Here is a 26,977-nt window from a genome sequence, read left to right as displayed (position 1 = left end):
GGCGGCCCACCGCGTGCTCATGGGTGGGTTACGCGTAGTGCGCGCGCAGGCGGGTGTGGGCCTCCGCCGGTGCGCCCGTGCGGTCCAGGCCCAGGAGGGCCGCGCCCAGTACCGGGGGTGCGGTCACCACCTGTGGCACCGCCTTCGGGGCGCGTTCGGCGAGCAGTTCCGCGATCCGGTTGTCGAGCAGCGGATGGCGGGCGGCGAGAACGCTGCCGCCGAGCAGCACCGGGGCTTCGTCGTCGAGCAGTTCGAGCCGGGTGAGGGCGACGACCGCCAGGGCGACGACCTCCTCCGCCTGCCGGAGCACGATCGAACGGGCGACCGCATCGCCCGCCGACGCCGTCTCGAAGAGCACCGGCGTGAGTTCATGCCTGCGCGCCCCCGGTACGTGCCCCAGGTGCAGCGCCTCGATCAGCGCGTACATCGTGGGCAGCCCGAAGTGCGCGGGCAGGGTGCCGGCCAGAGCGGTCGGCTCACCCCGGCCGTCCTCCGCCCGCGCCGCGAACCACAGGGCCTCCTCCGCGAGTCCCGCACCGCCGCCCCAGTCGCCGGAGATCCGGCCGATCGCGGGGAAGCGGGCGGTCCGGCCGTCCGGCAGCATGCCGACGCAGTTGATGCCCGCTCCGCACACCACCGCGACACCCCGTGGATCGTCCACGCCCGCCCTGAGGATGGCGAAGGTGTCGTTGAGGACCTGCGTCGTACCGCCCCAGCCACGCGCGTGTGCCGCCTCCTGCAACTCCCGCTCCTCCACCGGCAGATCGGCGTTGGCGAGACAGGCGGACAGGTGCGCGGCGTACGGCGGCGCCCCCGGGTCGAGCCCGGCTGCCGTCGCCGCCCGCAGGACCGTCTCGGCGAGAGAGTCCAGCGCGGGCCTCACCCCCACCACCTGCGGGTGGAACCCTCCGCCGCGCGCGGTGCCGAGGACGCTGCCGTCGGGGCCGATCAGCGCGATGTCGGTCTTGCTGTTGCCCGCGTCGATGGCGAGGACGGAGGGGGTCAGGTGCGTCAGGCCCACGCGAGGTGCTCCCGGTTGTGCGCGATGAGTCGGTCGGTCAGGGTGTCCGCGTATCCGTACTGGCCGATGAGCGGGTGTGCCAGGAGCGCTGTGAAGACACGGTCGCGGCCGCCGCGCAGGGCGGCTTCCAGCGCCAGGTCCTCGTACGCCGTGACGTGGGCCGTCAAACCCGCATACAGCGGGTCGAGTTCGGCCACCGGCAGCGGCGTCGCGCCAGTGGCGTCCACCCGGGCCGGCACCTCGATCACCGCGTCGTCGGGCAGGAAGGGCAGCGTCCCGTGGTTGTACGTGTTGACCACCTGCACGTCGCCAGGACCGTCGCCAGGCCCGTCGCCCAGCAGCGAGGCGGCCAGCGCCACCGCCGCCTCGGAGTAGAAGGCGCCGCCGCGCCGGGCGAGCAGCGCGGGCTTCTCCTCGAGGGCCGGGTCGCCGTACATGACCAGCAGTTGCCGCTCCATCTCCGCGACCTCGGCGGCCCGGGACGGCTTGGTCCGCAGCTCCTCCACGACCTCGTCGTGCGCGTAGAAGTAGCGCAGGTAGTACGAGGGGACGACGCCGAGCCGGTCCAGGACGGCCCGCGGCAGCCGCAGATCGTCGGCGATGGCGTCACCGTGCCGGGCGAGCAGGGCCGGCAGGACGTCCTCGCCGCCGGGGCCGCCGAGGCGCACCCCCCGCTCCCAGGTGAGGTGGTTGAGCCCGACGTGGTCGAGGTGCAGTTCCTCGGGCCGTACGTCCAGCAGCGCCGCGAACTTCCGCTGGAGGCCGATCGCCACATTGCACAGGCCGACGGCCTTGTGGCCGGCCTGGAGCAGCGCGCGCGTCACGATCCCGACGGGGTTGGTGAAGTCGATGATCCAGGCGTCCGGGTTCGTACGGCGCACCCGCTCGGCGATGTCGAGGACGACGGGCACGGTGCGCAGCGCCTTGGCGAGGCCGCCCGCGCCGGTCGTCTCCTGCCCGACGCAGCCGCATTCGAGCGGCCAGGTCTCGTCCTGGTGCCGGGCCGCCTGCCCGCCCACTCGCAACTGGAGCAGGACGGCGTCGGCGCCGGCCACACCCGCGTCCAGGTCGGAGGTGGTGACGATCCGGCCGGGGTGGCCCTGCTTGGCGAAGATACGGCTCGCCAGACCCCCGACCAGCTCGAGACGATCGGCCGCCGGGTCGACCAGGACCAGTTCACCGATGGGGAGCGTGTCGCGCAGGCGCGCGAATCCGTCGATGAGTTCGGGCGTATACGTGGAACCGCCGCCCACGACTGCGATCTTTCTCGGTGCGTGCGGAGGTCGCCCCCCTGGGGAGTTCTGAGGGGAATGAGGGATCGGTTCCCCCGGTGAATGCGCCACTAGCCCTTGACTCCTGTCAGCGTCACGCCCTCGACGAATGCCTTCTGGGCGAAGAAGAACACAACGATGACCGGCGCCATGACCAGCAGGGTCGCGGCCATCGTCAGATTCCAGTCGGTGTGGTGCGCGCCCTTGAAGGACTCCAGGCCGTAGCTCAGTGTCCAGGCGGCGGGGTTCTCCGAGGCGTAGATCTGCGGGCCGAAGTAGTCGTTCCAGCAGTAGAAGAACTGGAACAGTGCCACCGCAGCGACGCCCGGCTTCGCCATCGGCAGGACCACCCGTACCAGGGTGCGGAATTCGCCGCAGCCGTCGACGCGCGCCGCGTCGAGATATTCGTCGGGAATGGTCAGCAGGAACTGCCGCAGCAGGAAGATGCTGAACGCGTCACCGAAGGCGAGCGGGATGATCAGAGGCCAGAGCGTGCCGGAGAGCTGGAGTTCCTTCGCCCAGAACAGATACATCGGGACGATCACGACCTGTGGCGGCAGCATCATCGTCGAAATGACGAGCATCAGCGACAGATTGCGTCCCCAGAACCGGAATTTGGCGAGTGCGTACGCCACCGGGACCGACGACAGCACCGTCAGCACGGTACCGAGACCGGCGTACAGCAGTGTGTTGCGCCACCAGGTCGGAAAGCCCGGGGTGTCGAGGACCTTCGGATAGTTGCCCCACGCCCAGGTGTCCGGCCACAGGTCCCGGGTGAGGGCCTGGCTGTCGCTCATCAGCGAGGTGAGGAAGATGAAGACGAACGGCAGCACGAAGAAGAGCGCGGCGGCGAGGCCGAGCGCGTGCACCGCGATCCAGTGCAGCAGCGAGGTGCGGCGCGCGGTCCGGGAGCCGTTCCGCGTGATCTGCGGCCCGGTGGCGGCCGGTGTGTCGAGTACGGCGGTCACGGTGCTCAGGCCTCCCCCCGGATCAGGCCGCCGCGGCGGCGCATCAGAAGTGTGGTGAAGACCATCGCGAGGGCGAAGAGCACGAGCGCGATGACGCAGGCGGCACCGGTCTCGAACCGCTGGAAGCCCAGGTTGTAGACGAGTTGGGGGAGTGTGAGCGTGGAGTCCTCCGGAAATCCGGGCTGGAACTGCTGGCCCGAGCCGCCGATGACGCCGCTGGCGACCTTCCCCGCGACGAGCGGCTGCGTGTAGTACTGCATCGTCTGGATCACCCCGGTGACCACGGCGAACATCACGATCGGTGAGAGGTTCGGCAGGGTGACGAAGCGGAAGCGCTGCCAGGCGCCCGCACCGTCCAGCTCCGCCGCCTCGTACTGCTCCTTCGGTACGTCCAGCAGCGCGGCCATGAAGATCACCATCAGATCCCCGATGCCCCACAGCGCCAGCATGGTCAGCGCGGGCTTCGACCAGGACGGGTCGTTGAACCACCCCGGCTGCGGCAGCCCCAGATCCGCCAGGATGCCGTTGACCGGCCCGGTGCCGGGGTTGAGCAGGAAGGCGAAGGCCATGGTGGCCGCGACCGGCGGCGCGAGATAGGGCAGGTAGAAGAGGGTCCGGAAGACTCCGCCTCCGGTCTTGATCCTGGTGATCAGCAGGCCGACGCCGAGCCCGAAGGCCACCCGGCTGCCGACCATGACCAGCACCAGCCACAGGGTGTTGCGCAGCGCGGGCCAGAACATGGGGTAGTCGTGGAAGACGTACGACCAGTTGTCGAGGCCGTTCCAGACGGGGGGCTGGAAACCGTCGTACTTCATGAAGGAGAAGTAGAGGGTCGAGACCAGCGGATAGACGAAGAAGACGCTGAAACCGATCAGCCAGGGGGAGAGGAAGGCCGTGGTCCGCAGGGCGGACCGGCGGCGCTTCGCCCGCAGGGTTGCCGTACTCATCTCACCGACTCATCTCGCCGAACTCTCATCCAACTCATCCCCCCGGGCCGTCACTTGGCCTGCGCGATGTCGCGGTCGATCCGGTCCGCCGTCCTCTTCAGCCCGGCCTCGAGATCGGGCTCCTTGCCCGACTCGTGGCGGTAGCCGAAGTCCTGGATGGTCACCTGGTACGAGCCGCCGTTGATGCTCGCCGGGGTGGTGTTGCTCTGCGGGTGCTGGGCGATCTCCAGGAAGGTCTCGAAGCCGTCCGGCTGCTTCAGCTTCGGCGACTTCAGGGCCGCCAGCGTGGAGGGCACATTGTGGATGGCGTTGGCGAAGTCGACGACGGCGTCCGTGTCGGTGGTCATGTATTTCACCAGCTCCCAGGCGGCGTTCTTCTTGCTGCTGGTGGAGGCGATGCCGGTGATGGTGCCGGAGAGATAGCCCTTGCCGTAGCTCGCGACCTGGTCGTCGGCGACGGGCAGCGGGGCAACACCGATTTCGAACGGGACGTTCGCGTCCTGGGCCATGCCGAGCCGCCATTCGCCGTCCAGCTGCATCGCGACCTGGCCGGTCTGGAAGGGGTGTTTGGCGCCCCACTCGTCACCGAATGTGGTGCGGTACTTCTCCACCTTCCGGAAGCCGCCGAGTTTGTCGATCAGCTTCTTCTGCCAGCGGAACATCTCGGCGAAGGCCGGGTCCTTGGCGATGGCGGACCTGCCGTCCTTGTCGAAGTACTCCGGGCCCCACTGGGAGACGAGGTGGGTGGGCGTCGACTCGTAGCCGTGGAAGGCCGGCATGAAGCCGAGCTGCTCGTACGAATCGCCTTTGTTCCTCGTCAGCTTCACCGCGGCCTTGTCGAACTCCGACCAGGTCTTCGGCGGCGCCTTGATGCCCGCCTTCTCGAACGCGTTCTTGTTGTAGTAGAGGCCGTACGCGTCGCTGAGCAGCGGCAGCGTGCACCGCTTGCCCTCGAACCGGGTGTAGTCCAGCAGCGGCTTCGGGAAGGTCTTGCCCAGGTCGACCTCCGACTCCTTCAGGAACGGGTCGAGGTCGGCGAAGGCGCCGGAGGAGCAGAACTTGCCGACGTTGTCGGTGGCGAAGGACGCGACGACATCCGGCGCCTTCGGACCGCCCGCCCGCAGCGCCTGGTTGATCTTGTCGTCGTTGAGATTGCCGACGACCTTCACATCGATGTTGGGGTGGGCCTTCTCGAAGGCGGCGACATTTGCCTCGATCGCCTTCACCTCGCCCGGCGCGCTCCAGCCGTGCCAGAAGGTGATCGTCGTCTCCTTGCTGGGGTCGTCGTTGGCGGCGCCGCTGTTCTGCCCCGTACAGGCCGTGGCGAGCAGGGATATCGCGGACGCGGCAGCGAGGGCGGCAGCCGCCGTCGTCCGCCGGGACCTGGAAAGCGATCGGGACCCGGAAAGCGAGAGGGGCCCGGACAGCGATCGGAACGCGGAAATCGATCGGGACGAGGACATCGATCGGGAAGCGGACATCGATCGGGACGAGGACCGTGATCGGGACCTGGACAGAGATCGGGGCATGGCGGTATCTCCTGGGCGGGGTCGTGGGCGAGCGGAGATGTGCGTGGTGCCGGTGAGATCAGCGGGAGGTGTCGAACACCTCGTCGCGCGTGGTCGCGAGGGCGCTCTGCAGCGCTCCGCAGAGCACGGGACGGTCCTGTACGGCTCCGATCACGAGCCGGGGGCGGGGCGCGGCGAGCTCCGCCAGTTCGGCCTGAACCAGCTCGCGCAGGGGTTCCCCGCCGGCGGCGATCACCGCGCCGGACAGGACGACGAGTTCGGGGTCGAGCACCGCGACGATCGAGGCGAGTCCGGTGGCCAGACCGGTCGCGACGTGCTGAAGCAGCTCCTGTTCGCGAGCGTCGGTGCTCCCGGCGGCGTGCGCGAGGAGAGCCGCGGCCACCTCCGCGTGCGGCCCGCTGGCGGGTGTCTCGATGCCCAGCTCGCGGGCGATACGGGGTACGGCCTGGGCGCCTGCCAGCTCCTGGAAGCCACCGCTGTTTGCCTTGGCGACCTGCCGTACGAGAGGGGTGCCGGGCACCGGCAGGAAACCGACCTCGCCCGCGCCGCCGGTCAGGCCCCGGTGCAGCCGGCCGCCGATGACGATCGCGGCGCCGATGCCCTCCTGGTTCCAGAGCAGTACGAAGTCGTCGTGGCCGCGCGCGGCGCCGAGCCGCTGCTCGGCGACGGCGGCGAGGTTCACGTCGTTGTCGTACTCCAGCGGGGCGGGCAGGGCCGCGGCGAGGTCGTCGAGCAGGGTGGGGGAGTGCCAGCCGGGCAGATGGCTGGCGTAGCGCAGCCGTCCGGTGCTGGGGTCGAAGGCGCCGGGCGTGCCGATGACCAACCGGTGCAGGTCGGTGGTGGTGAGCCCGGCGGCCTTGGCGGCGCCGTCCAGCGCGTCGACGACCTGGCGTACGGCGCCCTCGGCCTGGCGCCCCGGGGTGGGCAGCTCGTACGAGCCCGCCGTACGGCCGGTGATGTCGGCGACCGAGGCGAGGATCCGGTCGGGGGTGACGTCCAGCCCGGCTACATACGCGGCGGCCGGGTTCACGGCGTAGAGCTGGGCACTGGGCCCGGGGCGGCCCTCGCTGGTGCCGGTGACCACCACCAGCCCGGCCGACTCCAGCCGGGCCAGCAACTGCGAGGCGGTCGGCTTGGACAGGCCGGTGAGATTGCCGATCCGGGTCCGGGAGAGCGGGCCGTGCTCCAGCAGCAGATCGAGCGCCGCGCGGTCGTTCATCGCCCGCAGCACTCGCGGTGTTCCCGGCGTCACGGCCATGCTCAGCGCCCCCACTGTTAGGAAAGTTTCCTATTGGTGAGAGGAAGGTAAGCCGCCGATCGGAGGGGCGTCAATGGCTCTCGGCTCTCCGGCAACCGAAGTGTTACCCGCGACAAGCGGGAACGGCCCCTTCCCACGCGCCATGCGGGAAGGGGCCGTCGTAGTGCCTTGATGACGTCCGTGCCGTCAATGATGTCCGGGAGCGGCAGAGCAGGGACAGGAGCGGTACAGGGCCCGGGACAGGACCGGGACAGGGCCGGGAAGGACCGGGAAAGGACCAGCTCCCGGGGTACGCGCTGCGCCGGTGCTACTTCGACACGCTCGTGCCGCCCGTAGCGGGCGGCGCGATGGCCGAGGCGTTCACCGACTGCGGCGAGGTCGGGTTGGCCATCGCGGACGGGGCGGCGACACCCGCGGAAGGGTCGGGTCCGGCCTCGACGGCGGGCTCCAGCGGGACGCCGCCCACGATCCGGATGCCCGCGGCGTCGAATGCCTGCTTGATCCGCCAGCGCAGCTCACGCTCCACGCCGAGCGCCTTGCCCGGCATGGTCTTGGCCGCCGCACGGATCACCATCGACTCCAGGGTCACCGAGTCCAGGCCCAGCACCTCGATCGGGCCCCAGAGCCGCTCGTTCCAGGGCTCGTCCTTGGCCATCTGCTCGCCGGCCTCCTGGATGGCCGTGCGGGCCTTGTCCAGGTCCTCGTCGTAGCGGACCTGGACATCCACGCCTGCGGTCGCCCAACCCTGGCTCTTGTTGCCGATCCGCTTCACCTCGCCGTTGCGGACGTACCAGATCTCGCCGTCGTCGCCGCGCAGCTTGGTGACGCGCAGTCCGACCTCGATCACCTCGCCGGAGGCGACCCCGGCGTCGATCGTGTCGCCGACCCCGTACTGGTCCTCGAGGATCATGAAAACGCCGGACAGGAAGTCGGTCACCAGGTTGCGGGCGCCGAAGCCGAGTGCCACACCGGCGACGCCCGCGCTGGCGAGCAGCGGCGCCAGATTGATGTTCAGAACGGACAGCACGGTGAGCGCCGCTGTGCCGAGAATCACAAAGGACGTGACGCTCCGGAGCACCGAACCGATCGCCTCGGAGCGCTGCCGCCGCCGCTCGACATTGACGAGCAGCCCGCCCAGGGCGGTGCCGTCCACGGCCTGTGCCGTGCGGTTCATCCGCCTGATGAACCTGGTGATCGCCCGGCGGACCACCGACCTCAGCACCACCGCGATCACGATGATCAACAGAATGCGCAGACCGGCGCCGAGCCAGGTGGACCAGTTCTCCTCCAGCCACCCGGCGGCCTGGGACGCATCGTTCTGCGCCTCTTGGAGCGAGGGCGCGGGAGCGTTCGCGTCGGCAGCAGGGAACCAGGACACAGCGAGAAACCTTCCGTGTGGGACAGGGGCAGCTGAGCTGCCCACCCGCCAAATACTGCGCGGGCGGAACAACCACACTAACGGGGCAAGCCGTCTCATCCGTTGCTCTGTTCGAGAAGGCGCAGGTTTTGAGCCTGGGAAGAAAAGGGTGTGGTCGAAAACACTCTTGATGCGTTACCTGGACGTGGTGGCGCTGCGACCAGGCATGAGGAGAGACTGAGAACAGATCGTCCCGGCGCGAGCCACGCGCCGCCGGCGTACAAGGAGGCACCCGTGCCGCATGTCCTGGTCCTCAACGCGTCGTACGAGCCGCTCGGCGTCGTACCGCTCCGCCGTGCGCTCATCCTCGTGCTCAACGACAAGGCGATCAGCCTTGAGGACTCGGGCGCCCTGATGCACAGTGCGACGCGTGCCGTCCCCGCACCCAGCGTCGTCCGGCTCAAGCGCTTCGTGCGAGTCCCCTTTCGGGGCCCTGTCCCGCTCACCCGCCGTGCCCTGTTCGCCCGTGACGGCGGGCGGTGCGCGTACTGCGGTGGCGTCGCAACCAGCGTCGATCACGTGATTCCGCGCAGCCGCGGCGGTCAGCACGCCTGGGAGAACGTGGTCGCGGCCTGCCGCCGCTGCAACCACGTCAAAGCAGACCGGCACGTCGCGGAGCTGGGCTGGCGGCTGCGGCACCAACCGGCACCGCCGTCCGGCCTGGCGTGGCGGATCATCGGCACGGGACATAGAGATCCGCGCTGGCTGCCATACCTGCAGCCGTACGGCGCGGACGACGCGATGGCCCGGATCGACGGCATATCAGCCTGAGACCGGGCCTTCGTCATCCCCTGCGGCGCTCCCGTACGGGGATCCGCGAGGCAGGATCCTGACTCGTGCGAGACCGGCCGGGCGGCGTACGTCCGTAGGTCCGTGCGCACCGGACGTTCCGTGCGAGAACCTCCGTGAGCAGCCGGTGACGGCCGGGGCCGGCCAGAGAGGGTTCCGGTCGGTGACGACCGGACTCAGTCGGTGACGGCGTAGGCCTCCACCGACCAGAGCGAGTAGCCGAAGCGGGTGCCGCGCCGGTCACCCTGGATCCGTACGAAGCGCGTGTCCGGGGCATCCATACGCACCGACTCCCGTCCCCCCTCGCCGTCCCGGACGGTCGCGGCCGTGCGCCAGCGGCGGCCGTCGGCCGAGACCTGGACGCGGTACCCGGCGGCGTACGCGTCCTGCCAGTGCAGCACCACCCGGCCGACCCGGGTCGGCCGCTCCAGCTCGACCTGGAACCAGGCGCCGTCCTCGGCCGTCGAGGACCAGCGGGTCCCCGGATCGCCGTCGACCGCGGCGGAGGCCGGGAAATCGGAGGTCTCGTCGCCCGAGGAGGAAGACCTCGCACCGCGCGCGAGGTCCGGACCGCCGCTGCGCGGAAAGGCCCGTACGGTCAGCGTGCGCTGCTCGCCGCCGAAGTCCAGCGGCACGTCGTAACTGCCGGCCGGTGTGCCCTCGGGGACCGTGACCTTCACCGGCACGGTCGCCGCGGCGCCGCGCGGGACATCCGTGCCCTCCGGTACGTCGACGCGGATGCCGTCCGGCGCCTTCACCACGAGCCTGCCGCGGACGTCCGACGGGCGCTGCGCGGTCAGCTCGGCCGTGACGGTCCTCGGACCGCCGCCGATCTCCGCGTCCGTCTCGCTGCGGCTCAGCCGGAGCTTCGCGGCGGGGGAGTCCGCGAACCACGGCACCATGCCGTGCACCTTCGGTGCCGCGCCGTCCGGGGCCCAGGAAAGCCGCAGCGCGTCGGCCCGTACGCCCTTGCCCTGGAGCTGGGTCCAGCCGTCCTGGGACAGCTCGCCGATCCGCCGCCAGCCCTCACCCGGCACATGCGCCTCGACGCCGGGGGGTGCGCCCGTGCCGGGCTCGGATGTGACCGTCACGGCCTCCAGCGGGTGGGCCCGGTCCAGATCCAGGGTCAGCCGGGAGGGGCCCTCGGTGAACGCGCTGCGCGGCTTCGCGCGGTCCGCCCCCGTCCAGGAGTCGGCTCGCTCGAGCGCCTTTCCCAGGAACGGGGAGAGCACCCCCTTGCCGACGGTCGCCGGGCGGGCGGCGATGTCCTTGCGCAGCCGGCGGACGTCGAGCTGGGCCTTCCAGGCCTTGGCCCCCTCGCCGCGTGACTGCGCGAGGAGCAGGTCCACTGCGTGCTCACCGGCCTCGCCGTAGCGGGCCAACTGCTCCAGCCAGGGTTGGACTTCGCTGTTCAGAGAGCCCAGCGAGGCGCCGGAGAGCCGCTTGGGGGCCTCGTGCATCACCCGGAACGCCGTGCGCAGCCGCTTGGCCGCGGCCTCCAGCTTCGTACGGTCCCCGCCGTCGTACCCGGCCCAGACGTCGGCGATCAGCGGCCGCAGATACGCGGACTCGTCGCCTCCCAGCACCGACGAGGCGTCGTTGCCCGCCAGGGCGCGTACGGCCTCGCGGGCGCGGGAGTCACCGCCCGCGAGATCGGATATCGCCGCCTGCCAGGACTCCTGGGGGCGGTAACCGCGCGGGTTCCAGGCGTAGTCGGCCGCGGTGAACAGCGGGATGCGGGACGCGGTCGGCTGCTCCATGGAGTTGGCGAGCAGCGCCGCCGACCCGGTGGCCACGGCGGGTTCCCGGCCGGTGTACGGGCCGAGGAAGATGCGGTCCTGCGCGTAGTCGTTGACCGGGTAGTTGTCCATGGTGACCAGCGGGTGGCCGAACGCGGCCCGGGCCCCGGCGAGTTCGCCGCCGGTGATGGTCCTCGGCACGACGCCGACACCGGTCCACGCCACCTCCACGCGCGCGTGGAGCGCGTCGGCCAGCGCGCGGCGGTAGTCGGTGGTGCCGTCCTGGTAGTACTCGGTCGGCATGAGGGAGAGCGCGGGCGCACCGGCAGTGCCCTGGGCCGCGGGCGCCCCGTGCCGCTCGGCGAGGTGCCGCGCAACCGCGTTCGCCACATGCGCCTGGGCCCTGGCCGCCGCCTCCGGGCCGGAGCCGAACCGGTCGGCGTCGGCGTCGCAGTGCCACTCGCTGTAGCTCACGTCCTGGAACTGCAGCTGGAAGGAGCGCGCGCCCAGCGCCCACATCGCGTCGATCTTGCGGGTCAGCGCCTTGACGTCGCCGTCGTCGGCGAAGCACAGCGCCTGGCCGGGGGAGACGGCCCAGCCGAGGGTGACGTGGTTGCGGCGAGCGCGGTCGGCGAGTTCGCGGAAGGCGGCACGCTCGGCGGCCGGGTACGGGTCGCGCCAGCGGGACTGGCGGTACGGGTCGTCGCCGGGCGCGTAGAGGTACCGGTTCTGTTTCGTGCGGCCCATGAAATCGAGCTGCGCGAGCCGCTGTTCGAGGGTCCAGGGAGTGCCGTAGAAGCCCTCGGTGGTGCCGCGCACGGCGGTGCCGGGCCAGTCGCGGACGACGGCACCCGCGAAGGACGGAGCTCCGTCCCGGGCGGTGGCCAGCTGGCGGAGCGTCTGCGCGGCGTGGAACAGCCCGTCCGGGCCGACTCCCGCCATGGCCACGGTCGCGCGCCCGTCGACCCGGCCCACGGCGAGCCGGTAGCCCCCGGTGGGCAGATCCCCGCGCTCGGGTGCGCGCAGGGCCCGCAGCGCCTTCTGCGCGCCCTTCTCGTCGGCGCGTACGACGAGCCCCCGGGGCGGCAGCGGCGAACCCGGCCGGTGGTCGGTGACGGTGGGTGCCCCGGCGTCGCGCAGCAGGGTGCGCAGCGCGTCGAGCGCGTACGGGTCGGTGGTGTCGTCGGCGACGAGGGCGACTTCGTCGCCGAGGGGGACGGACGTGCCCTGGGCGCGCAGATCCTGCGGGCGCGGCCAGACGGGCGGTACGGATCCGTCGCTCTCCCGGTCCGGTGAGGTGGGCGCGGGCTCCTCGGGCGGTGGTTGGGCCGCCACCGCGCTGGGGGCGCCGCCGAGCAGCCCGCCGATGACCGCGGCGGCCAGCGCCGTGGCCCCGGCCTTCGAGCCGCTACGCCCGCTACGCCGGCCACGCTCTTTGCCCCCGAACGGCCTTGCACCCCGCATCTGCACGGCCCCCTCCCCCTGTCGGTGTCGTGCCGATGGGCACCGAGCCCACCACCGGCTGAGGAAGGTGTCAACGTGAGTGACCGTTGTGACGGCATTTGCCCATCCGATGCGGGCCTGTGCGGGCGGAATCCGCCTTGGGGGATCTTGCTCCGGCGCCCCGCCCGTGTCCGTCCGTCGGCGTCACCGACCGCCGTGCAGCGGCGCGTACAGCTGCGGTTCGCCGATCCGTGCGACGCCGGCCGCCGTCCTTTTCGGCTGCTCACAGCATGGGGTTCCGGAACGAACTCCAGGTGTCCGGCTGGGAACCGGTCAAAGGCCGATCGACCGCCGGTCCCGCCCCGCCGACCGCGCGTAGCGGCTGTCGCCCGGCCGTCAACCCGTAGACCCGCACTGCCCGCCCCGCGATGCGTGGCCGTGCCCGGCCGAACGCCCCCTACAGTGGATCCGTGGCCGAACCGCATGAGTTGACGATGCTCGAGCAGGCCGCCGCCATCCGCGGTGGACAGGTGTCGCCCGTCGAGCTGGCCGAGCACTATCTGCGGCGCATCGAGCGGCTGGACGGCGCTCTCGGCGCGTATCTCACCGTTACCGCGGACCGCGCCCTCGACGACGCCCGCCGCGCGGAGCGACTCCTCGCAGAGAGCCGGAGCGACGATGAACTGCCGCCGCTGCTCGGGGTGCCGCTCCCGGTCAAGGACCTCGACCCCGTTCCCGGTGTCCGTTACACCGCGGGGTCTGCCGTGTACGCCGACCTTGTGGCCCCGCCCGACTCCGGCACCCACCTCGTCGGTCTGCTGGAGCGCGCCGGCACGGTGCTGCTCGGCAAGACCAACACCCCCGAGTTCGGACTGCCCGCCTACACCGAGAGCCGCGTCGGACCGCCCGCCCGGACCCCGTACGACCCGGCCCGTGGCGCCGGTGGCTCCAGTGGCGGTGCGGCCGCCGCAGTGGCCGCCGGGCTCGCGCCCGCCGCACAGGGCAGCGACGGCGGCGGATCGATCCGCATCCCGGCGAGCTGCTGCGGCATCGTCGGCCTCAAGCCCAGCCGGGGCAGGATCAGCCCGGCCCCGCAGGGTGACGTCAGCGGGCTGGCGACGGCAGGCCCGCTGGCCCGTACGGTCCGCGACACCGCTGCGCTGCTCGATGTGATGGCCGGCCCGGTAGCCGGCGACCCCGTCCCCCTGGCCGCGACCGGGACCCCGTTCCTGCAGTGGTGCGAGCGCCCTCCCGGGCGCCTGCGGATCGCCCGCTGGTCCCGCCCCGACGTGGCGGGCGTCACCGTGGAACCCCAGGTGCTCGCCGCTTACGAGAAGACTTCCGCGCTGCTGGCCGAGCTCGGCCATGACGTCGTGGAGATCGAGCAGCCGCTGCGGCCCGGCGACCGGGACGCCTTCACGCCCGTGTGGGCCGTGCTGGCCGCGATGGCGCCCGTACCGCCGGAGCGCGAGCGGGAGCTGATGCCCCTCACCCGCTGGCTGCGCGAGCAGGGCCGGGGGACGACCGGTGAGCAGTACGCCCGGGCGCTGGCCGCCATGCAAGCCGTGGGGCGCCGTCTGGCCGCCGCCGTGGAGCCGTACGACGCCGTGCTGACCCCCACACTCGCCCAGCTCCCGCAACCGGTCGGAACCCTGCGTGACGATGACGACCCGGCTGCCGACTTCGACGCCCAGATCGCCTTCACGCCCTTCACCGGGCCGTGGAACATCGCCGGACTGCCTGCGATATCCCTTCCGCTCGGCTGGACCGGCGAGGGGCTGCCCGTCGGCATGATGCTCGGCGCGCAGCACGGCGCCGAGGGCCGGCTGCTGGCGCTCGCCGCTCAGCTGGAGGAAGCGGCCCCGTGGCGGGGCCGTCGGCCTCAGGTCTGGTGACCGGTGCCCGTCGAAGCGGGCACCAGCAGCCCGGGAAAACCGCCGTCGGACGGGCGCATCCGACCGTAATCCCTGCGCTTATAGGTCCACCCGGCCGTAAATCAATGCTTTGGAAGCGATTGTGACGTGACCCACGTTCCTGATCTGTTTACGCCTGCCGTCCCGCCGTTTGGGTAAGGCTGCATATGACCCACCCAGTCGACCGATGGAGACCACCGTGGCCGCGCCCGCTCAGCTGCTCCTGTCCGCTCTCTCCAAACCCGGGGAGCCCGTAGGCTCCGCACACCCTATGGACGCCACCTTGAACCCGCTCGACCTGGACGGACTGTCCGACCCCGACTGCGGCCTGGACGGCGCCAGCTCCAGTGAGTGGGCCGAACCGCCGCTCACCAGCGAGCCGCCGCTGGCCGACACAGCCCCCCTCACCAGCGAGACACCTCTCGCCGCAGAACTTCCGCTGACCAGCGAGCCGACCGCCACCGCCATGGGTGCGGGCACGGAGTGCATGGAGGTCTAGATGGGCCGAGCGCGGCTCGCCGCACTGCGCGGTGTCGCCACCTCGTACGAGCCCTCCCCGGGGCACAGGGCCGACGTCCCCGAGGACACCGTCGTCGCCGTGCTCGCCGCGCTGGGCGTGGACGCGTCCACGCCGCAGGCCGTGCGTGCAGCCCTCGGCGCCCACCGGCACGACGCTGCGAACCGCCTGCTGCCCGCCACGGTGGTGCTGCGGGTGGCCGCCGCCGCTCCGTCCGCACGCGCGCGTGATGCCGCGTCCTCCACCGCCCCGCGCCATCCGCCGGCTCCGGCAGCCGCCCTCCCGGAGGGCACCGTGCTGTACGTCGAGACGGAGCAGGGCGAAAGCCTGCCGTGGGACGGCTCCGCATTCTTCCGGGGGAACGCCAGGGGGGCGTCGGCCTTAGGCACGGGAGCGGCGGCAGCGGGCCAACTCCCCCTCGGGACGTACGTCTTACGCGCCCATACCCCTGACGGGCGCTCCGCCCGCGCCGCCCTGATCGTCACCCCCGACCGGATGCCCGCGCCCCGGGGCCGCACTTTCGGCTTCCTCGTGCAGCTCTACTCCCTTCTCTCCGCCCGCTCCTGGGGGATGGGCGACCTCGGAGACCTGGCCGATCTCGCCGCCTGGTCGGGCCGGTCGCTCGGCGCCGGATTCGTCCAGCTCAACCCGCTGCACGCGGCGGTACCCGGGGACGGCAGCGCCCCGACCGATCCCTCCCCCTACCGCCCGTCCTCGCGCCGCTTTCCCGACCCCGTGCATCTACGGGTCGAAGACGTGCCCGAGTACGCGCATCTCACCGGCCCCGCGCGCGAGAGGGCCGCCGAACTCCTCCACCGGGCAGCCGGGTTGCGGGACTCCGTCCTCAACAAGGGCGCCCTGATCGACCGGGACGCCGTGTGGCGGCTCAAGCGTGAAGCCCTGGAACTGGTGCGCGCGGTGCCGCTCAGCCCCGGCCGCCGCGCCGCGTACTGCGACTTCCTCGCCGAGCAGGGCCAGGCGCTCGACGACCACGCCACCTGGTGCGCCTTCGCCGAGGTGCACGGCCCGGACTGGCACACCTGGCCCAGCGGTCTGCGCGACCCGCGCTCGGCCCGGACGGAACGGGCCCGCAGTGCACTCCTCGACCGCGTCGACTTCCACTGCCGGCTCGCCTGGCTGACCGACGGCCAGCTCGCGGACGCCCAACGGACCGCACGCGACGCGGGGATGGGCATCGGGATGGTCCACGACCTCGCGGTCGGGGTGCACCCCGGCGGCGCCGACGCCTGGGCCCAGCAGGACGCCTTCGCCGCCGGCATGTCGGTCGGCGCGCCCCCGGACGCCTTCAACTCCCGCGGCCAGGACTGGGGTCTGCCGCCGTGGCGCCCCGACACCCTCGCCGCCTCCGGCCACGCCCCGTACCGCGATCTGCTGCGCGGCCTGCTGAGGCATGCGGGGGCGCTGCGCATCGACCATGTGATGGGCCTGTTCCGGCTCTGGTGGGTGCCGGAGGGGTGCGAGCCGACGCAGGGCACGTACGTCAGATACGACGCGGAGGCGATGCTCGGCGTGCTGGCCCTGGAGGCGCACCGGGCGGGCGCGGTCGTCATAGGGGAGGACCTGGGCACGGTGGAACCGGGGGTACGGGACGCGCTCGCCGGGCGCGGAGTCCTGGGCACCTCGGTGCTGTGGTTCGAGCGTGACTACGACGGTCTCCTCGCGGACCCGGAAGCTGTTGTCCCTGAGGGAGCAACCGAGCCGGACAACCCCGGGGACGAGACCAGGGACGCCACTCGGGACGGGGCCCCCGCGGACGAGACCACCGGCGACGCCGCTGGGGGAGACGCCGCGACCGGGGACGCGGGGGACGCGACCACCGGCGACACCGCTACGAGAGACAGCGCCGCTGGGGACGCCGCCACGTTCGACGCCGCCCCGCGGGACGCCCGGAACGACGCCATGCGGGACACCGACACCCGCGCCGCCACCGGGGACGCCAGGGACGCCGGGGACGCCGGGGACGCCGGGGACGAGGCCACCAGGGACGCAGCCGCCGGGCACCCCGCCACCGGCGACCCCACCACCGGCGACCCCGACACTGTGGACGCCGGGGACGCAGCCGCCGAAGCCGCCGGGAACGCCGGGGAGAGCACCCGCGCGGTCCACGTACGACGGGCGCGTCCGCTGCCGCCCGAGGCGTGGCGGGCCGACTGCCTCGCCACCGCCACCACCCACGATCTGCCGAGCACCGCCGCCCGGCTCACCGGCGAGCATGTCGAACTGCGGCACCGGCTCGGGCTGTTGACCCGGCCACTGGCCCAGGAGCAGGCCGAGGACGCGGTCGAAGTCGGAGAGTGGCTGCGGCTGCTCAGGCGGCGGGGCCTGCTGCCGGAAGGTGTGGAGGACGAGGAGGGCGCGATCAAGGCGGTCTACCGCTTCCTCGCCAGGACCCCCGCGAGGATGGTCGGCGTATGGCTGCCGGACGGGGTCGGGGACCGGCGGCCGCAGAACCTTCCCGGCACGTGGAAGGAGTATCCGAACTGGCGGCTGCCCATCGCCGGCGCCGACGGGCAGCCGGTCACCCTGGAGCAGCTCGCGGCCTCCCCCCGGCTGCACTCCCTGATGGCCGAACTAGCGGAACTGATCCCCGCCGAGCCGGCACCGGAGGCCGCTCCTCGGTCCGCACCCGAGCCAACCCCCGGGGCTGCGGTCCGGTCGGCGGCCCGCATTCGGCCATAGGGGGCACCCCGGGCGCGCGAGGCGAGGGGCTGTTGGCTACGGTTGCCCTGTGGACAAGAAGAATGCCCTGCGCGCCGGAGCTGTCGTTGCCGGATCGACGCTGATGATGCTGCTCATGACGTCCCCCGCGCTCGCGCTCACCCGCGACGACGGCGACGACCCGGGCCCGGGCCTGAGCGTCGGCGAGACGCTCGGCCTCTACGTCGCCGCGCCGATCGTCCTGTTCCTGGTGATCGCGGGCCTCGTCGTGGTGGGCGAGAAGAAGTCCCACAAGCAGCACCAGGGCTGACACCCACCGCGTAACACCTGACGATCGAGGACGCCCCCGGCCGTACGACGCCGAGGGGCGTCCTTTCGTGTGCCCGGCCACACTGCTGCCCGCCCGCGTAAGCCGTTCGGCGGCTGTTCTCGTCATCCGGCGACCGTAGAGTCGAACGAACTATACGGACAAAACGGTTCTTCTACGGAACGGTTATCGCAGGAAGGCGAACGAACCATGCCGAAGTACCTCGTGAAGGGCAGTTACACCGTGGACGGCTTGAAAGGGCTGCTCAAAGAGGGCGCCACTGCTCGGCGCGAGGTCGCCGACCGCATGGCCCAGAGCCTGGACGGCCGGCTCGAGTCGATGTACTGGGCGTTCGGCGAGGAGGACCTCTACCTCGTGGTCGAGCTGCCGAGCAACGCCTCCGCGGCAGCGCTGGGCCTCGTGGTGTCGGCGGCCGGCGCGGCCCGCACGAGCACGGTCGTGCTCCTGACGCCGGAGGAGATCGACGAGGCCACCCGGCAGAAAGTGCAGTACCGGGCACCCGGCGCGTGACGCGACGCCGTCTCAAGGGGACGTACAACGGGCGTACAGCGAACGTACGAGGCCCCCGCGTCATCACGGGGGCCTCGTCAGCTGTCCGCAGTCCCGGGCCGTAAGCCGACGCCCAGGCCGCCGGATCACCAGCCGTCAGGGCTGGTCGGCCGCCGCCGCGTCCGCCGCCTGGGCCTTCAGGGCGCGCTCCACGCCCGACCGCGACTCCGTCACCAGCCGGCGCAGCGCCGCCGACGGCTCGGCCGAGGCCAGCCAGGCGTCCGTCGCGTCCAGCGTCTCCTGCGAGACCTGAATCACCGGGTACAGGCCGATCGCGATCTGCTGCGCCATCTCGTGGCTGCGCGAGTCCCAGGCGTCCTTCACCGCGGCGAAGTACTTCGCGGTGTACGGGGCCAGCAGCTCGCGCTGGTCGGTCTGGACGAACCCGGCGATGACCGCCTCCTGCACGGCGTTCGGCAGTTTGTCGCTCTCCACGACCGACGCCCAGGCCTCCGCCTTCGCCTCGGCCGTGGGGCGGGCCGCCCGGGCGGTGGCCGCGTGGCGCTCGCCCGCCGAGGTCTTGTCGCGCTCCAGCTCCGCCGCGATGGCCGTCTCGTCCGCCCTGCCCGTCGCCGCGAGCCGCTCGATCAGAGTCCAGCGCAGCTCCGTGTCGACGGCCAGCCCGTCGATCGTCTCCGAGCCCTCCAGCAGCCCGGACAGCAGGTCGAGCTGCGCGTCCGTACGGGCGGTGGCCGCGAACGCCCGTGCCCACGCGAGCTGGTGGTCGCTGCCCGGCCGTGCCGCGCGCAGCTGCTCCAGCGTCGCCTCGGTCCACTTCGCCAGGCCGCTGTCGCGCCAGCCCGGGTCGGCGTAGAGGTCCAGTGCCAGCTTCACCTGGCGGTGCAGCGACTGGACCACACCGATGTCCGACTCCTTCGCGATCCCCGACAGCACCAGCTCGAGGTAGTCGCGCGCGGCCAGCTCGCCGTCGCGCGTCATGTCCCAGGCCGAGGCCCAGCACAGCGCGCGCGGCAGTGACGCCTCGAAGTCGCCCAGATGCTGGGTGACGGTCGCCAGGGAGTCGGCGTCGAGCCGGACCTTCGCGTAGGACAGGTCGTCGTCGTTGAGCAGGAACACCGCCGGACGCGCCTTGCCCACCAGCTCCGGGACCTCGGTCAGCGCGTCGTCGACATCCAGCTCCACCCGGCCGGTACGGACCAGCTTGCCGTCGTCGCCCAGGTCGTACGACCCGATGGCGATCCGGTGCGGCCGCAGCGTGGGCGCCCCCTTGGCGCCGGCGGGCAGCGCCGGGGCCTCCTGCCGCACCGCGAAGGCGGTGACGACACCGGAGGCGTCCACCTCGACGTCCGGCCTCAGGATGTTGATGCCCGCGGTCTCCAGCCACGCCGTGGACCAGGTCTTCAGATCACGCCCGGAGGTCTCCTCCAGAGCGTTCAGCAGATCCGTCAGCCGGGTGTTCCCGAAGGCGTGCCGCTTGAAGTAGGTCTGCACACCGCTGAAGAACTCGTCCATGCCGACGTACGCGACGAGCTGCTTGAGCACCGACGCGCCCTTGGCGTACGTGATGCCGTCGAAGTTGACGAGCACATCGTCGAGGTCGTTGATCTCGGCCATGATCGGATGGGTGGAGGGCAGCTGGTCCTGCCGGTACGCCCACGTCTTCATGGAGTTCGCGAAGGTGGTCCAGGAGTGCGGCCACTTGCTGCCGGGCGCGTACGCCTGGCACGCGACCGAGGTGTAGGTGGCGAACGACTCGTTCAGCCACAGGTCGTTCCACCACTCCATCGTCACCAGGTCGCCGAACCACATGTGGGCCAGCTCGTGGAGGATGGTCTCGGCCCGCCGCTCGTACGCGGCGTCCGTCACCTTCGAGCGGAAGACGTACTGGTCGCGGAAGGTCACCGCGCCCGCGTTCTCCATGGCGCCTGCGTTGAACTCCGGCACGAACAGCTGGTCGTACTTCGCGAACGGGTAGGCGTAGTCGAACTTCTCCTCGAACCAGTCGAAGCCCTGCCGCGTCACCGCGAAGATCGCGTCCGAGTCGAGGTGCTCGGCCAGCGACGGACGGCAGTAGATGCCCAGCGGGACGCTGCGCCCGTCGCTCTCCCAGCTGCTGTGCACGCTGTGGTACGGGCCGGCGATCAGCGCCGTGATGTACGTGGAGATGCGCGGCGTCGGCTCGAAGCGCCAGACGTTGTCCGCCGGCTCCGGCGTCGGGGAGTTGGAGATGACCGTCCAGCTCTCGGGGGCCTTCACGGTGAACTGGAAGGTCGCTTTCAGATCCGGCTGCTCGAAGCTGGCGAACACCCGCCGCGCGTCCGGCACCTCGAACTGGGTGTAGAGGTAGGCCTGCTGGTCGACGGGGTCGACGAAGCGGTGCAGGCCCTCACCGGTGTTGGTGTAGGCGCAGTCGGCGACGACCTTGAGCTCGTTGGGTCCCGCCTCCAGCGACGGCAGCGCGATCCGTGAGTCCTTGAAGGCCCCGGCCGGGTCGAGCGAGGCGCCGTTGAGCAGCACTTCGTGGACGGTCGGCGCCACGAGGTCGATGAAGGTCTCCGCCCCCGCCTCGGCGGAGTCGAAGCGCACTGTGGTCACCGACCGGTACGTACCGCCCTCCTGCGCGCCGGAGAGGTCGAGCTCGACCTCGTAGGAGCTCACGGTGAGCAGACGTGCCCGCTGCTGCGCCTCTTCGCGGGTCAGATTCGTACCAGGCACGCAGTCATCTCCTTGCATTCGGACTTTCCGGCCATCCTTCCACGCCCCAGGGGCGACGTCCGTTTCCGACCGGAAAAAGACGTGTGGCAGCCTCCACGGGGATGGGGCGGCGGCTCCTACGAGCCCCCGCCCCATCCGCCGTATTCACCTCCGGGCGGTTACGGGGTGACCTTCTCGATCCGGACGCTGCCGCTGCCCGTGACCGTGCCGGCCGCGTTGAGCAGGCTGACGGTGCCGGAGAACTCGCGTCCCTCCGGCGCCGCTCCCGCCACCACGATCTGGGCGCCGACCTGGGCGGACGCGCCGTTGGCCAGCTTCACGGCCTTCGATCCGTCCACCTTCACCTCACCCAGCGACGGCGCGAAGTAGATGTCCGCGTAGTCGTACTCGGTCGTCCCCGCGGGCACCGAGTAGCCGTCCACGGTGATCGTGTACGTACCGGCCTTGGGCTTGACCAGGCTGACGGCCTCCTCCGAGTCGCCGTCCGCCGCCGACCCGACGACCACGCCGTTCAGCGAGACGCTCAGGTCCAGGTCGGCCTTGGCGTCCGAGGTCGAACCGATCGCCACGTCGAGCCGCGAGACGCCCTCGCCGAGGACGACCGTGGTCTCCTGCGACTCGGCGTCCTTGATCGAGGGGCGGGCCTTCTTGGCGGAGCCCAGCTCGCCGCCCCGCGGCTTCCCGTCGACCGCCGCGAAGCCGTTCGTCACTTTCCACTCGACCGGCGCCGGTGTGCCGACCTTCGCCTCGGCGATGGTCTGCACCTCTGGGTCGAAGGTGGTGCCGAGCGCGGTCGCCGTCACCGTGAACGGGTTGTCCAGCAGCGGTGAGGTGCGCCGCGACTCGACCTCCAGCTCCCAGACGCCGGGGATCGGGTCGGTGTAGGAGCGTAGATCGGGGCGGCAGGTGTTCGCCGGGTTCTCGTAGTTCGGGTAGCAGTTCGGCGTGGAGGTCGGGTCGACCGGCAGGCCGTACGGGTTGATCGCGATGAACCGGGTCTGGCTGCCGGCCTTGAGGCCGCTCATCGCGACCTCGAGCGACTTGGCGCCCTCGGGCACCGTCACGAAGTACGACGTGGTGCCGTTGCGCTGCACCGACCCGGCCGACTTGACCGCGTACGACGGCTTGGCCAGCGGCTTTGCGACCACAACGCTGCTGAGGATCTGCTTGTCGATGCCCTTGGTGCTGTCGTCGTCGAGCGTCAGGACCGCGCTGTGGAATCCGGCGGTCCGCGGTTTGGCGGCGACCTGCACGGTGACCGGCTTGTTCAGCGGCAGGTCGATCTCGTCGTGCTGTGACATTTGCCGCTGCGCGGCGGGCGCCAGCCGGAACGTGCCGTCGTTGTTCTGCCACTTCACGGCGTGGCGGACGGGGCGGTCCGGGCCGGTGGTCCGGGTGACGGTGACGTTGTACGTCCTGGACTGCCCGGCCTTGAGCCCGCCCTCGCGGTCGTAGATGCCCGTGCCGGAGCCCGGCGTCCTGAGCTTGTCCGAGAGCGCGGTCCGCACCGGCGCCTTGACCGTGTACTCGTGGGCGGTCGCACCGTCGCGGATCGCGTCCCACGCGTCCTCGATGTTCATCAGGCCCGAGCCCTGCTCGTAGGCCTGGAAGCCGGGGATCCGGTCGGCGGTGCCGGTGAGCGCGGTGCGCAGCTTCAGCGGGGACAGCTCGATCTTCTTCTGCTTCGCGGCGGAGAGCAGCAGGGCGGAGGCGCCGGCGGCCTGCGGGGAGGCCATCGAGGTGCCCTGGAGCATGCCGTAGCCGGGCGGGAGTTCATAGCCCGCCTCGGCGACCGGCTGGCCGGCCACCCAGGTCTGGATGGTGTTGACCGACGCACCGGGGGCGGAGATCGTCGGGGTGAAACCGCCGTCCTCGCGCGGACCGCGGGAGGAGAACGGCATCATCGAGTACTTCCGCTTCACCTGGGAGCCGTAGTTCGCGGCCCAGGTGTCCTTGGAGACGGTCGCGCCGACGCTGAGCACCTTGTCGGCGAGGCCGGGGTCACCGATGGTGTTGGCGCCCGGGCCGCTGTTGCCGGCCGAGATGACGAGCTGGACGCCGTAGGTGTCGATGAGCCGGGTGTAGAGCTCGGAGCGGGCGTTGTTGCCGTCGTTGAGCGCGGGCAGACCGCCGATCGACATATTGACGATGTCGACGCCGCGGTTGACGACGAGGTCGATCATGCCTTCGGTGAGCGCGACGTTGGTGCAGCCGCCGGTCCAGGTGCAGGCGCGGGAGGAGACGATCTTGGCGCCGGGCGCGGCGCCGCTCATCTTCCCGCCGAAGAGGCTCTTCGCGGCGGTGATGCCCGCGACATGGGTGCCGTGCTCGGACTCGATGACGCCGATGTTGACGAAGTCGGCCTTCTTCCCGGACCAGTCACCGCCCAGCGGGTCCATGGGCACGTCCTTGCGGATCTCGACCACGAAGGGGATCCGCTCGGCGACCGCCGTGTCCGGGTTGTCCTTGCCGAAGTACCCGATCCGGTAGCCGTCCTTGTACGGCTTCATGACCTCGTCGTTGCCGAAGTCGCCGTCGTCGTCGAGGTCGACGCGGACGGTTCCGGCGGCGGGGTCGTAGAGAACGCCCCAGCGGTCCGTGGTGTCGCCGTCCCGGTTGAGGTCGCCGGCCATGTCACCGCCGCTGGTGGCGGACTCCGAGAACCGGCTGACCTGGTACGAGCCCGCGGGCGCGGTCCAGGTACGGCCGCCGAAGGTGAAGGTCGGCCCGCTGACCGGGTTGATCATCGCGCGCCAGGTGCCGTCCTGGTCCACCAGCGGGTCGGTCGCCGTCACCCAGTCGGTGATCTTGCGTTCGCCGGTGGTGGTCTTCTGCAGCGCGGGGTGGCCCAGGTCCACGCCCGAGTCGAGGATGCCGATGGTGATGCCCCGGCCGTCGGCCTTGGGGTGGTCCTTCACGAAGTCGACGGCGCCCGTCTCGAACGCGGGCTGGTACGGGTTCTTCGCCGGGGTCGTCCTGTCGGGGGCCGGGTACGAGCCCTGCCCCCCCGCCTCGGCGCCCTTGGCCCGGTCGGCCTTGGGCGTCGGGTCCGGCAGCTCGATCTCCTGGCGCAGATCGATGCCGTGCACCGAACTCAGCTTCTGGGCCTTCTCGATCGCCGTGTCGGCCCGCCCGGTGGGCACGGTGGCGCGGACATAGCCGAGCTTGTCGTACGTACGGCCCACGGAGGCGCCCTTGACCGCGTCCAGCGCCCCGGCGACCTGCTCGGTCGCGCCCGGCGCGGTGACGATCATCATCGTGACGTGTCTGTCGCCGTCGGCCCTGGCCTCGGCGAGCAGCTCCGCGTCCGCCGAACCGAGCTTGCCCTGGACGGACTTGACCGGGGCCGGGGCGGGGTCGCCGTCCGCGGCGAGGGCGGGGAGCGGTCCCGCGCCGGCGAGCGCGGCCACCAGGCCGGCGGCGAGGGCGATACGTACCGTGCGTCTGTGCCCGGGTGAGGCGGGCTCGGGTATCGAAGATGAAGGCATCGGCATCCTTGGTTCAGAAATTGGTCCGGAATTCGGAACCGGATGACCGCTCACTGTTATGTAAGTGACAGGGTTTTGGGGAGAGTTGCCCGAAGGGCAATACAGTCGTGGCACATTTCCGCCAACCGCCATCGGGCCCAAAGATGGTCCAAAGCTGTCAAGTTGCCGCAGCAGTGGTCACGCGGGGTCGTCGGGCGTACGGGCGCAGTGGCGACGCGGGGGCGAGGCGGTGTTCACCGACGGGTCCCGGCTGATGGGAGTGCTCCCCGAGTCGCGGCCGCGGCGTGGGGGAACACCGGCTGCCGGTGCCGTTCCGGACACCTGGCCGCGCCGCACGACCACCGGGGTCGCGGCCCCCGCCCGGCGGCGCCGCCCGCCCCCCGGGACACCCGGCGCGCGCAGGCGTGTGAAGAGAGGCCCTACCCCGCCGGATGAACATGCGGTGAGCGCTGTCCCTCCACCACACGAGCGGTTGATGGCGCGAGCGGCCGTGAATGATCCATGTGCCGTGATCGGCGTCCGTCGTTTCGTCGTCGTTAAAGCGCAGGCCACCCCTGGTGCCAAACATCCCCAGTGAAGCGGGGAACCCCCCGCGCCCACGCACTCGGGGAGATCGCGCATGTCCCGGACCAGGTCCGTCGTCTCCGCTCTCGACCGCCGTTCGCTGCTCGCCACCGCGGGCGCGATAGCGGCCTCCGCAGGGCTCGGGCTGGCCATCGGCCCCGGCACAGGATCTGCCGCGGCGACGCCGCCCGCCACCGGCCGCCTGGCGGCGCGGCGAGCCGTACGCCCGGCGCCCGGCGCTCCGGCCGACCCCGGAACCGCCCCCTCCGTCGGTCCGTCGAAGACCGGCACCACGCTCCTCGACGTCGCGACCCCGCGCGGTTCCGGCGGCTACCGGCGGCTCGGCGACGGACCCGGCTGGCCCCGCGTCGTACGCCCCGAGCTGGCGGCGGCCAAGGGAGGCCGGGAGGACCGCCGCACCACCCTCGCCTCGTTCGTACAGTTCACCGACCTCCACGTGGTCGACGTCCAGCACCCGCTGCGCGCCGAGTTCCTGCGCTCCGAGCTGATCAGCTCCTTCCGCCCGCAGGAGGCGCTCTCGGTGGCCGGCGCCGTCTCGCTGGTCGAGCGGGTCAACGGACTGCGCGGCGGCCCCGTCACCGGCTCCCCGCTGGCCTTCGTCATGACCACCGGCGACAACACCGACAACAACGCCAAGTCGGAGCTGGACTGGTTCCTCACCGCGATGAGCGGCGGCCGGATCACCCCCAACACGGGCGATCGGCGGCACTACGAGGGAGTCCAGAACAGCGGTCTGAAGCTCTACTGGCAGCCGGACGAGGAGATCCGCGACGCCGACAAGCAGCTCGGCTTCCCGCGGCTCGACGGCTTCCTGGACGCGGCGATCCGTACGGTCAACAGCCCCGGGCTGCGGATGCCCTGGTACTCCACCGTCGGCAACCACGACGGTCTGCCCGGCGGCTGCTACGCGCCCGGCAAGAGCTTCTTCGCCGACTTCGCCGTGGGCGGACGCAAGCTGGAGACCCTTCCCGCAGGGGAGGCCGCAGCCCTCTGGGACGCGGTCGAGAAGGGCCAGGACCCGAAGGGCAAGCGCTACGAGGAGCTGCTGCGCACCCGCACCCGCAAGATGCGCAGCGTGACCCCCGACCCGGGCCGCGCGCCCTTCACCCCGCGCGAGTACCTCAAGGCCCATCTCGACCCCAAGTACACGGGCGCGGGCCCCGTCGGCCACGGCTACTCCGCCGCCGACCTCGCAGCGAACCGTCTCCACTACTCCTTCCGGATCTCCGACGACGTGCTCGGCATCAGCCTCGACACGACGAACTCCGGCGGCCACTACCAGGGTTCGCTCGGCGCGGCCCAGCTCCGCTGGCTGGAGCGCACCCTCGCGGCGCACAAGGACAGCCACGTCCTCGTCTTCAGCCACCACACCAGCAAGTCGATGGCCAACCTGCGGCCCGACCCGGCCCGTCCGACGGAGAAGCGGCACGGCGGTGACGAGCTGGTCGCGCTGCTCGAGCGGCACTCCAATGTGCTGGCCTGGATCAACGGCCACAGCCACAAGAACGACATCACCCCGCACGGCACCTTCTGGGAGATCTCCACCGCCTCCCACATCGACTTCCCCCAACTCGCCCGCGTCATCGAGCTGGTGGACAACCGCGACGGCACGCTGTCCCTGTTCACCACACTCGTCGAGTCGGCCGCTCCGCACCGTACGGATTTCGCCGACCTCTCCCAGACCGGGCTGGCCGCGCTCTACCGCGAGCTGTCCTTCAACGCCCCGGGCGCGCGCAGCGCTCTGGCGGGCGAACCGGGCGACCGCAACACCGAACTGCTCCTGAAGCGCCGCTGAGCCCTGTCCGGCCGGTGTCCCGGACGGCCGCCCTCCGGTGGCCGATTACTGTCCCCTCCGGACGC

The 26,977-nt window shown here is 71.4% G+C and carries 17 protein-coding genes; 7 read left to right on the top strand and 10 right to left on the bottom strand.

All coding sequences use genetic code 11. The features are described 5' to 3' along the window. Nucleotides 1–28 precede the first annotated feature (28 nt). The 7 genes from ABZW18_RS01635 to ABZW18_RS01605 all read right to left on the bottom strand — a co-directional run bounded on the left by ABZW18_RS01635 (nucleotide 29) and on the right by ABZW18_RS01605 (nucleotide 8,372). Nucleotides 29–1,021, bottom strand: coding sequence for a BadF/BadG/BcrA/BcrD ATPase family protein (locus ABZW18_RS01635; protein WP_356180493.1), 993 nt, complete (start codon nucleotides 1,019–1,021; stop codon nucleotides 29–31). After that, a complete protein-coding gene (locus tag ABZW18_RS01630; protein WP_356180490.1) occupies nucleotides 1,012–2,274 on the bottom strand; it encodes a 6-phospho-beta-glucosidase in 1,263 nt (420 codons plus the stop codon). Before ABZW18_RS01630 ends, ABZW18_RS01635 begins: the two co-directional genes overlap by 10 nt. 89 nt (nucleotides 2,275–2,363) lie before the next feature. Beyond that, nucleotides 2,364–3,218: a carbohydrate ABC transporter permease gene (locus tag ABZW18_RS01625; RefSeq protein WP_356180613.1), complete on the bottom strand. Its 855-nt coding sequence runs from the start codon at nucleotides 3,216–3,218 to the stop codon at nucleotides 2,364–2,366. Between the two features lie 47 nt (nucleotides 3,219–3,265). Continuing rightward, complete coding sequence (locus ABZW18_RS01620; protein ID WP_356180487.1) at nucleotides 3,266–4,207, bottom strand: sugar ABC transporter permease; 942 nt, start codon at nucleotides 4,205–4,207, stop codon at nucleotides 3,266–3,268. Nucleotides 4,208–4,257: 50 nt separating this feature from the next. After that, nucleotides 4,258–5,670, bottom strand: coding sequence for an ABC transporter substrate-binding protein (locus ABZW18_RS01615; RefSeq protein ID WP_356180485.1), 1,413 nt, complete (start codon nucleotides 5,668–5,670; stop codon nucleotides 4,258–4,260). Between the two features lie 124 nt (nucleotides 5,671–5,794). Further along, entirely contained in the window at nucleotides 5,795–6,994 is a 1,200-nt protein-coding gene (locus ABZW18_RS01610) for an ROK family transcriptional regulator (RefSeq protein ID WP_356180484.1), read from the bottom strand. A 307-nt stretch (nucleotides 6,995–7,301) separates the two neighbouring features. Continuing rightward, nucleotides 7,302–8,372, bottom strand: coding sequence for a mechanosensitive ion channel family protein (locus tag ABZW18_RS01605; protein ID WP_356180481.1), 1,071 nt, complete (start codon nucleotides 8,370–8,372; stop codon nucleotides 7,302–7,304). A gap of 273 nt (nucleotides 8,373–8,645) precedes the next feature. Between ABZW18_RS01605 and ABZW18_RS01600 the strand changes: the two genes are divergently transcribed. Continuing rightward, nucleotides 8,646–9,182, top strand: coding sequence for an HNH endonuclease (locus ABZW18_RS01600; protein ID WP_356180478.1), 537 nt, complete (start codon nucleotides 8,646–8,648; stop codon nucleotides 9,180–9,182). A gap of 194 nt (nucleotides 9,183–9,376) precedes the next feature. On the opposite strand, the gene ABZW18_RS01595 is transcribed toward ABZW18_RS01600, so the two are convergent. Then, complete coding sequence (locus ABZW18_RS01595) at nucleotides 9,377–12,403, bottom strand: beta-N-acetylglucosaminidase domain-containing protein (protein ID WP_356180475.1); 3,027 nt, start codon at nucleotides 12,401–12,403, stop codon at nucleotides 9,377–9,379. Between the two features lie 449 nt (nucleotides 12,404–12,852). Between ABZW18_RS01595 and ABZW18_RS01590 the strand changes: the two genes are divergently transcribed. The 5 genes from ABZW18_RS01590 (at nucleotide 12,853) to ABZW18_RS01570 (ending at nucleotide 18,329) form a co-directional block, all read left to right on the top strand. Continuing rightward, complete coding sequence (locus tag ABZW18_RS01590) at nucleotides 12,853–14,277, top strand: amidase (protein WP_356180472.1); 1,425 nt, start codon at nucleotides 12,853–12,855, stop codon at nucleotides 14,275–14,277. 217 nt (nucleotides 14,278–14,494) lie between these two features. After that, entirely contained in the window at nucleotides 14,495–14,794 is a 300-nt protein-coding gene (locus ABZW18_RS01585; protein WP_356180610.1) for a hypothetical protein, read from the top strand. After that, a complete protein-coding gene (gene malQ / locus ABZW18_RS01580; RefSeq protein ID WP_356180469.1) occupies nucleotides 14,795–17,512 on the top strand; it encodes a 4-alpha-glucanotransferase in 2,718 nt (905 codons plus the stop codon). 49 nt (nucleotides 17,513–17,561) lie between these two features. Beyond that, on the top strand, nucleotides 17,562–17,801 hold the full coding sequence (locus ABZW18_RS01575; RefSeq protein WP_356180466.1) for a hypothetical protein: 240 nt from the start codon (nucleotides 17,562–17,564) through the stop codon (nucleotides 17,799–17,801). 207 nt (nucleotides 17,802–18,008) lie between these two features. Beyond that, complete coding sequence (locus ABZW18_RS01570) at nucleotides 18,009–18,329, top strand: GYD domain-containing protein (protein ID WP_356180464.1); 321 nt, start codon at nucleotides 18,009–18,011, stop codon at nucleotides 18,327–18,329. Nucleotides 18,330–18,464: 135 nt separating this feature from the next. Here the strand turns inward: ABZW18_RS01570 and pepN are convergent, their stop codons facing one another. Then, nucleotides 18,465–21,044, bottom strand: a complete 2,580-nt coding sequence (gene pepN, locus ABZW18_RS01565; protein ID WP_356180462.1) for an aminopeptidase N — start codon at nucleotides 21,042–21,044, stop codon at nucleotides 18,465–18,467. 158 nt (nucleotides 21,045–21,202) lie between these two features. Next, the gene (locus ABZW18_RS01560; RefSeq protein ID WP_356180460.1) at nucleotides 21,203–24,532 is read right to left on the bottom strand and encodes a S8 family serine peptidase; all 3,330 of its coding nucleotides are present in this window, start codon (nucleotides 24,530–24,532) and stop codon (nucleotides 21,203–21,205) included. 619 nt (nucleotides 24,533–25,151) lie between these two features. Between ABZW18_RS01560 and ABZW18_RS01555 the strand changes: the two genes are divergently transcribed. Then, on the top strand, nucleotides 25,152–26,912 hold the full coding sequence (locus ABZW18_RS01555; protein ID WP_356180457.1) for a TIGR03767 family metallophosphoesterase: 1,761 nt from the start codon (nucleotides 25,152–25,154) through the stop codon (nucleotides 26,910–26,912). Nucleotides 26,913–26,977: the final 65 nt, after the last annotated feature.

This window comes from Streptomyces sp. NPDC004647 (assembly GCF_040609575.1).
Classification (GTDB): Bacteria; Actinomycetota; Actinomycetes; order Streptomycetales; family Streptomycetaceae; genus Streptomyces.
The sequence above is the reverse complement of the archived record's forward strand: the minus strand, read 5'-3'. Positions and strand labels throughout refer to the sequence as shown.

Bases quoted from the DNA above. Each gene is read 5' to 3' on its own strand.
- malQ (WP_356180469.1), top strand. From the start codon at position 14,795: ATGGGCCGAGCGCGGCTCGCCGCACTGCGCGGTGTCGCCACCTCGTAC.
- ABZW18_RS01595 (WP_356180475.1), bottom strand. From the start codon at position 12,403: ATGCGGGGTGCAAGGCCGTTCGGGGGCAAAGAGCGTGGCCGGCGTAGC.
- ABZW18_RS01620 (WP_356180487.1), bottom strand. From the start codon at position 4,207: ATGAGTACGGCAACCCTGCGGGCGAAGCGCCGCCGGTCCGCCCTGCGG.
- ABZW18_RS01560 (WP_356180460.1), bottom strand. From the start codon at position 24,532: ATGCCTTCATCTTCGATACCCGAGCCCGCCTCACCCGGGCACAGACGC.
- ABZW18_RS01615 (WP_356180485.1), bottom strand. From the start codon at position 5,670: ATGTCCTCGTCCCGATCGATTTCCGCGTTCCGATCGCTGTCCGGGCCC.
- ABZW18_RS01610 (WP_356180484.1), bottom strand. From the start codon at position 6,994: ATGGCCGTGACGCCGGGAACACCGCGAGTGCTGCGGGCGATGAACGAC.
- ABZW18_RS01555 (WP_356180457.1), top strand. From the start codon at position 25,152: ATGTCCCGGACCAGGTCCGTCGTCTCCGCTCTCGACCGCCGTTCGCTG.
- ABZW18_RS01570 (WP_356180464.1), top strand. From the start codon at position 18,009: ATGCCGAAGTACCTCGTGAAGGGCAGTTACACCGTGGACGGCTTGAAA.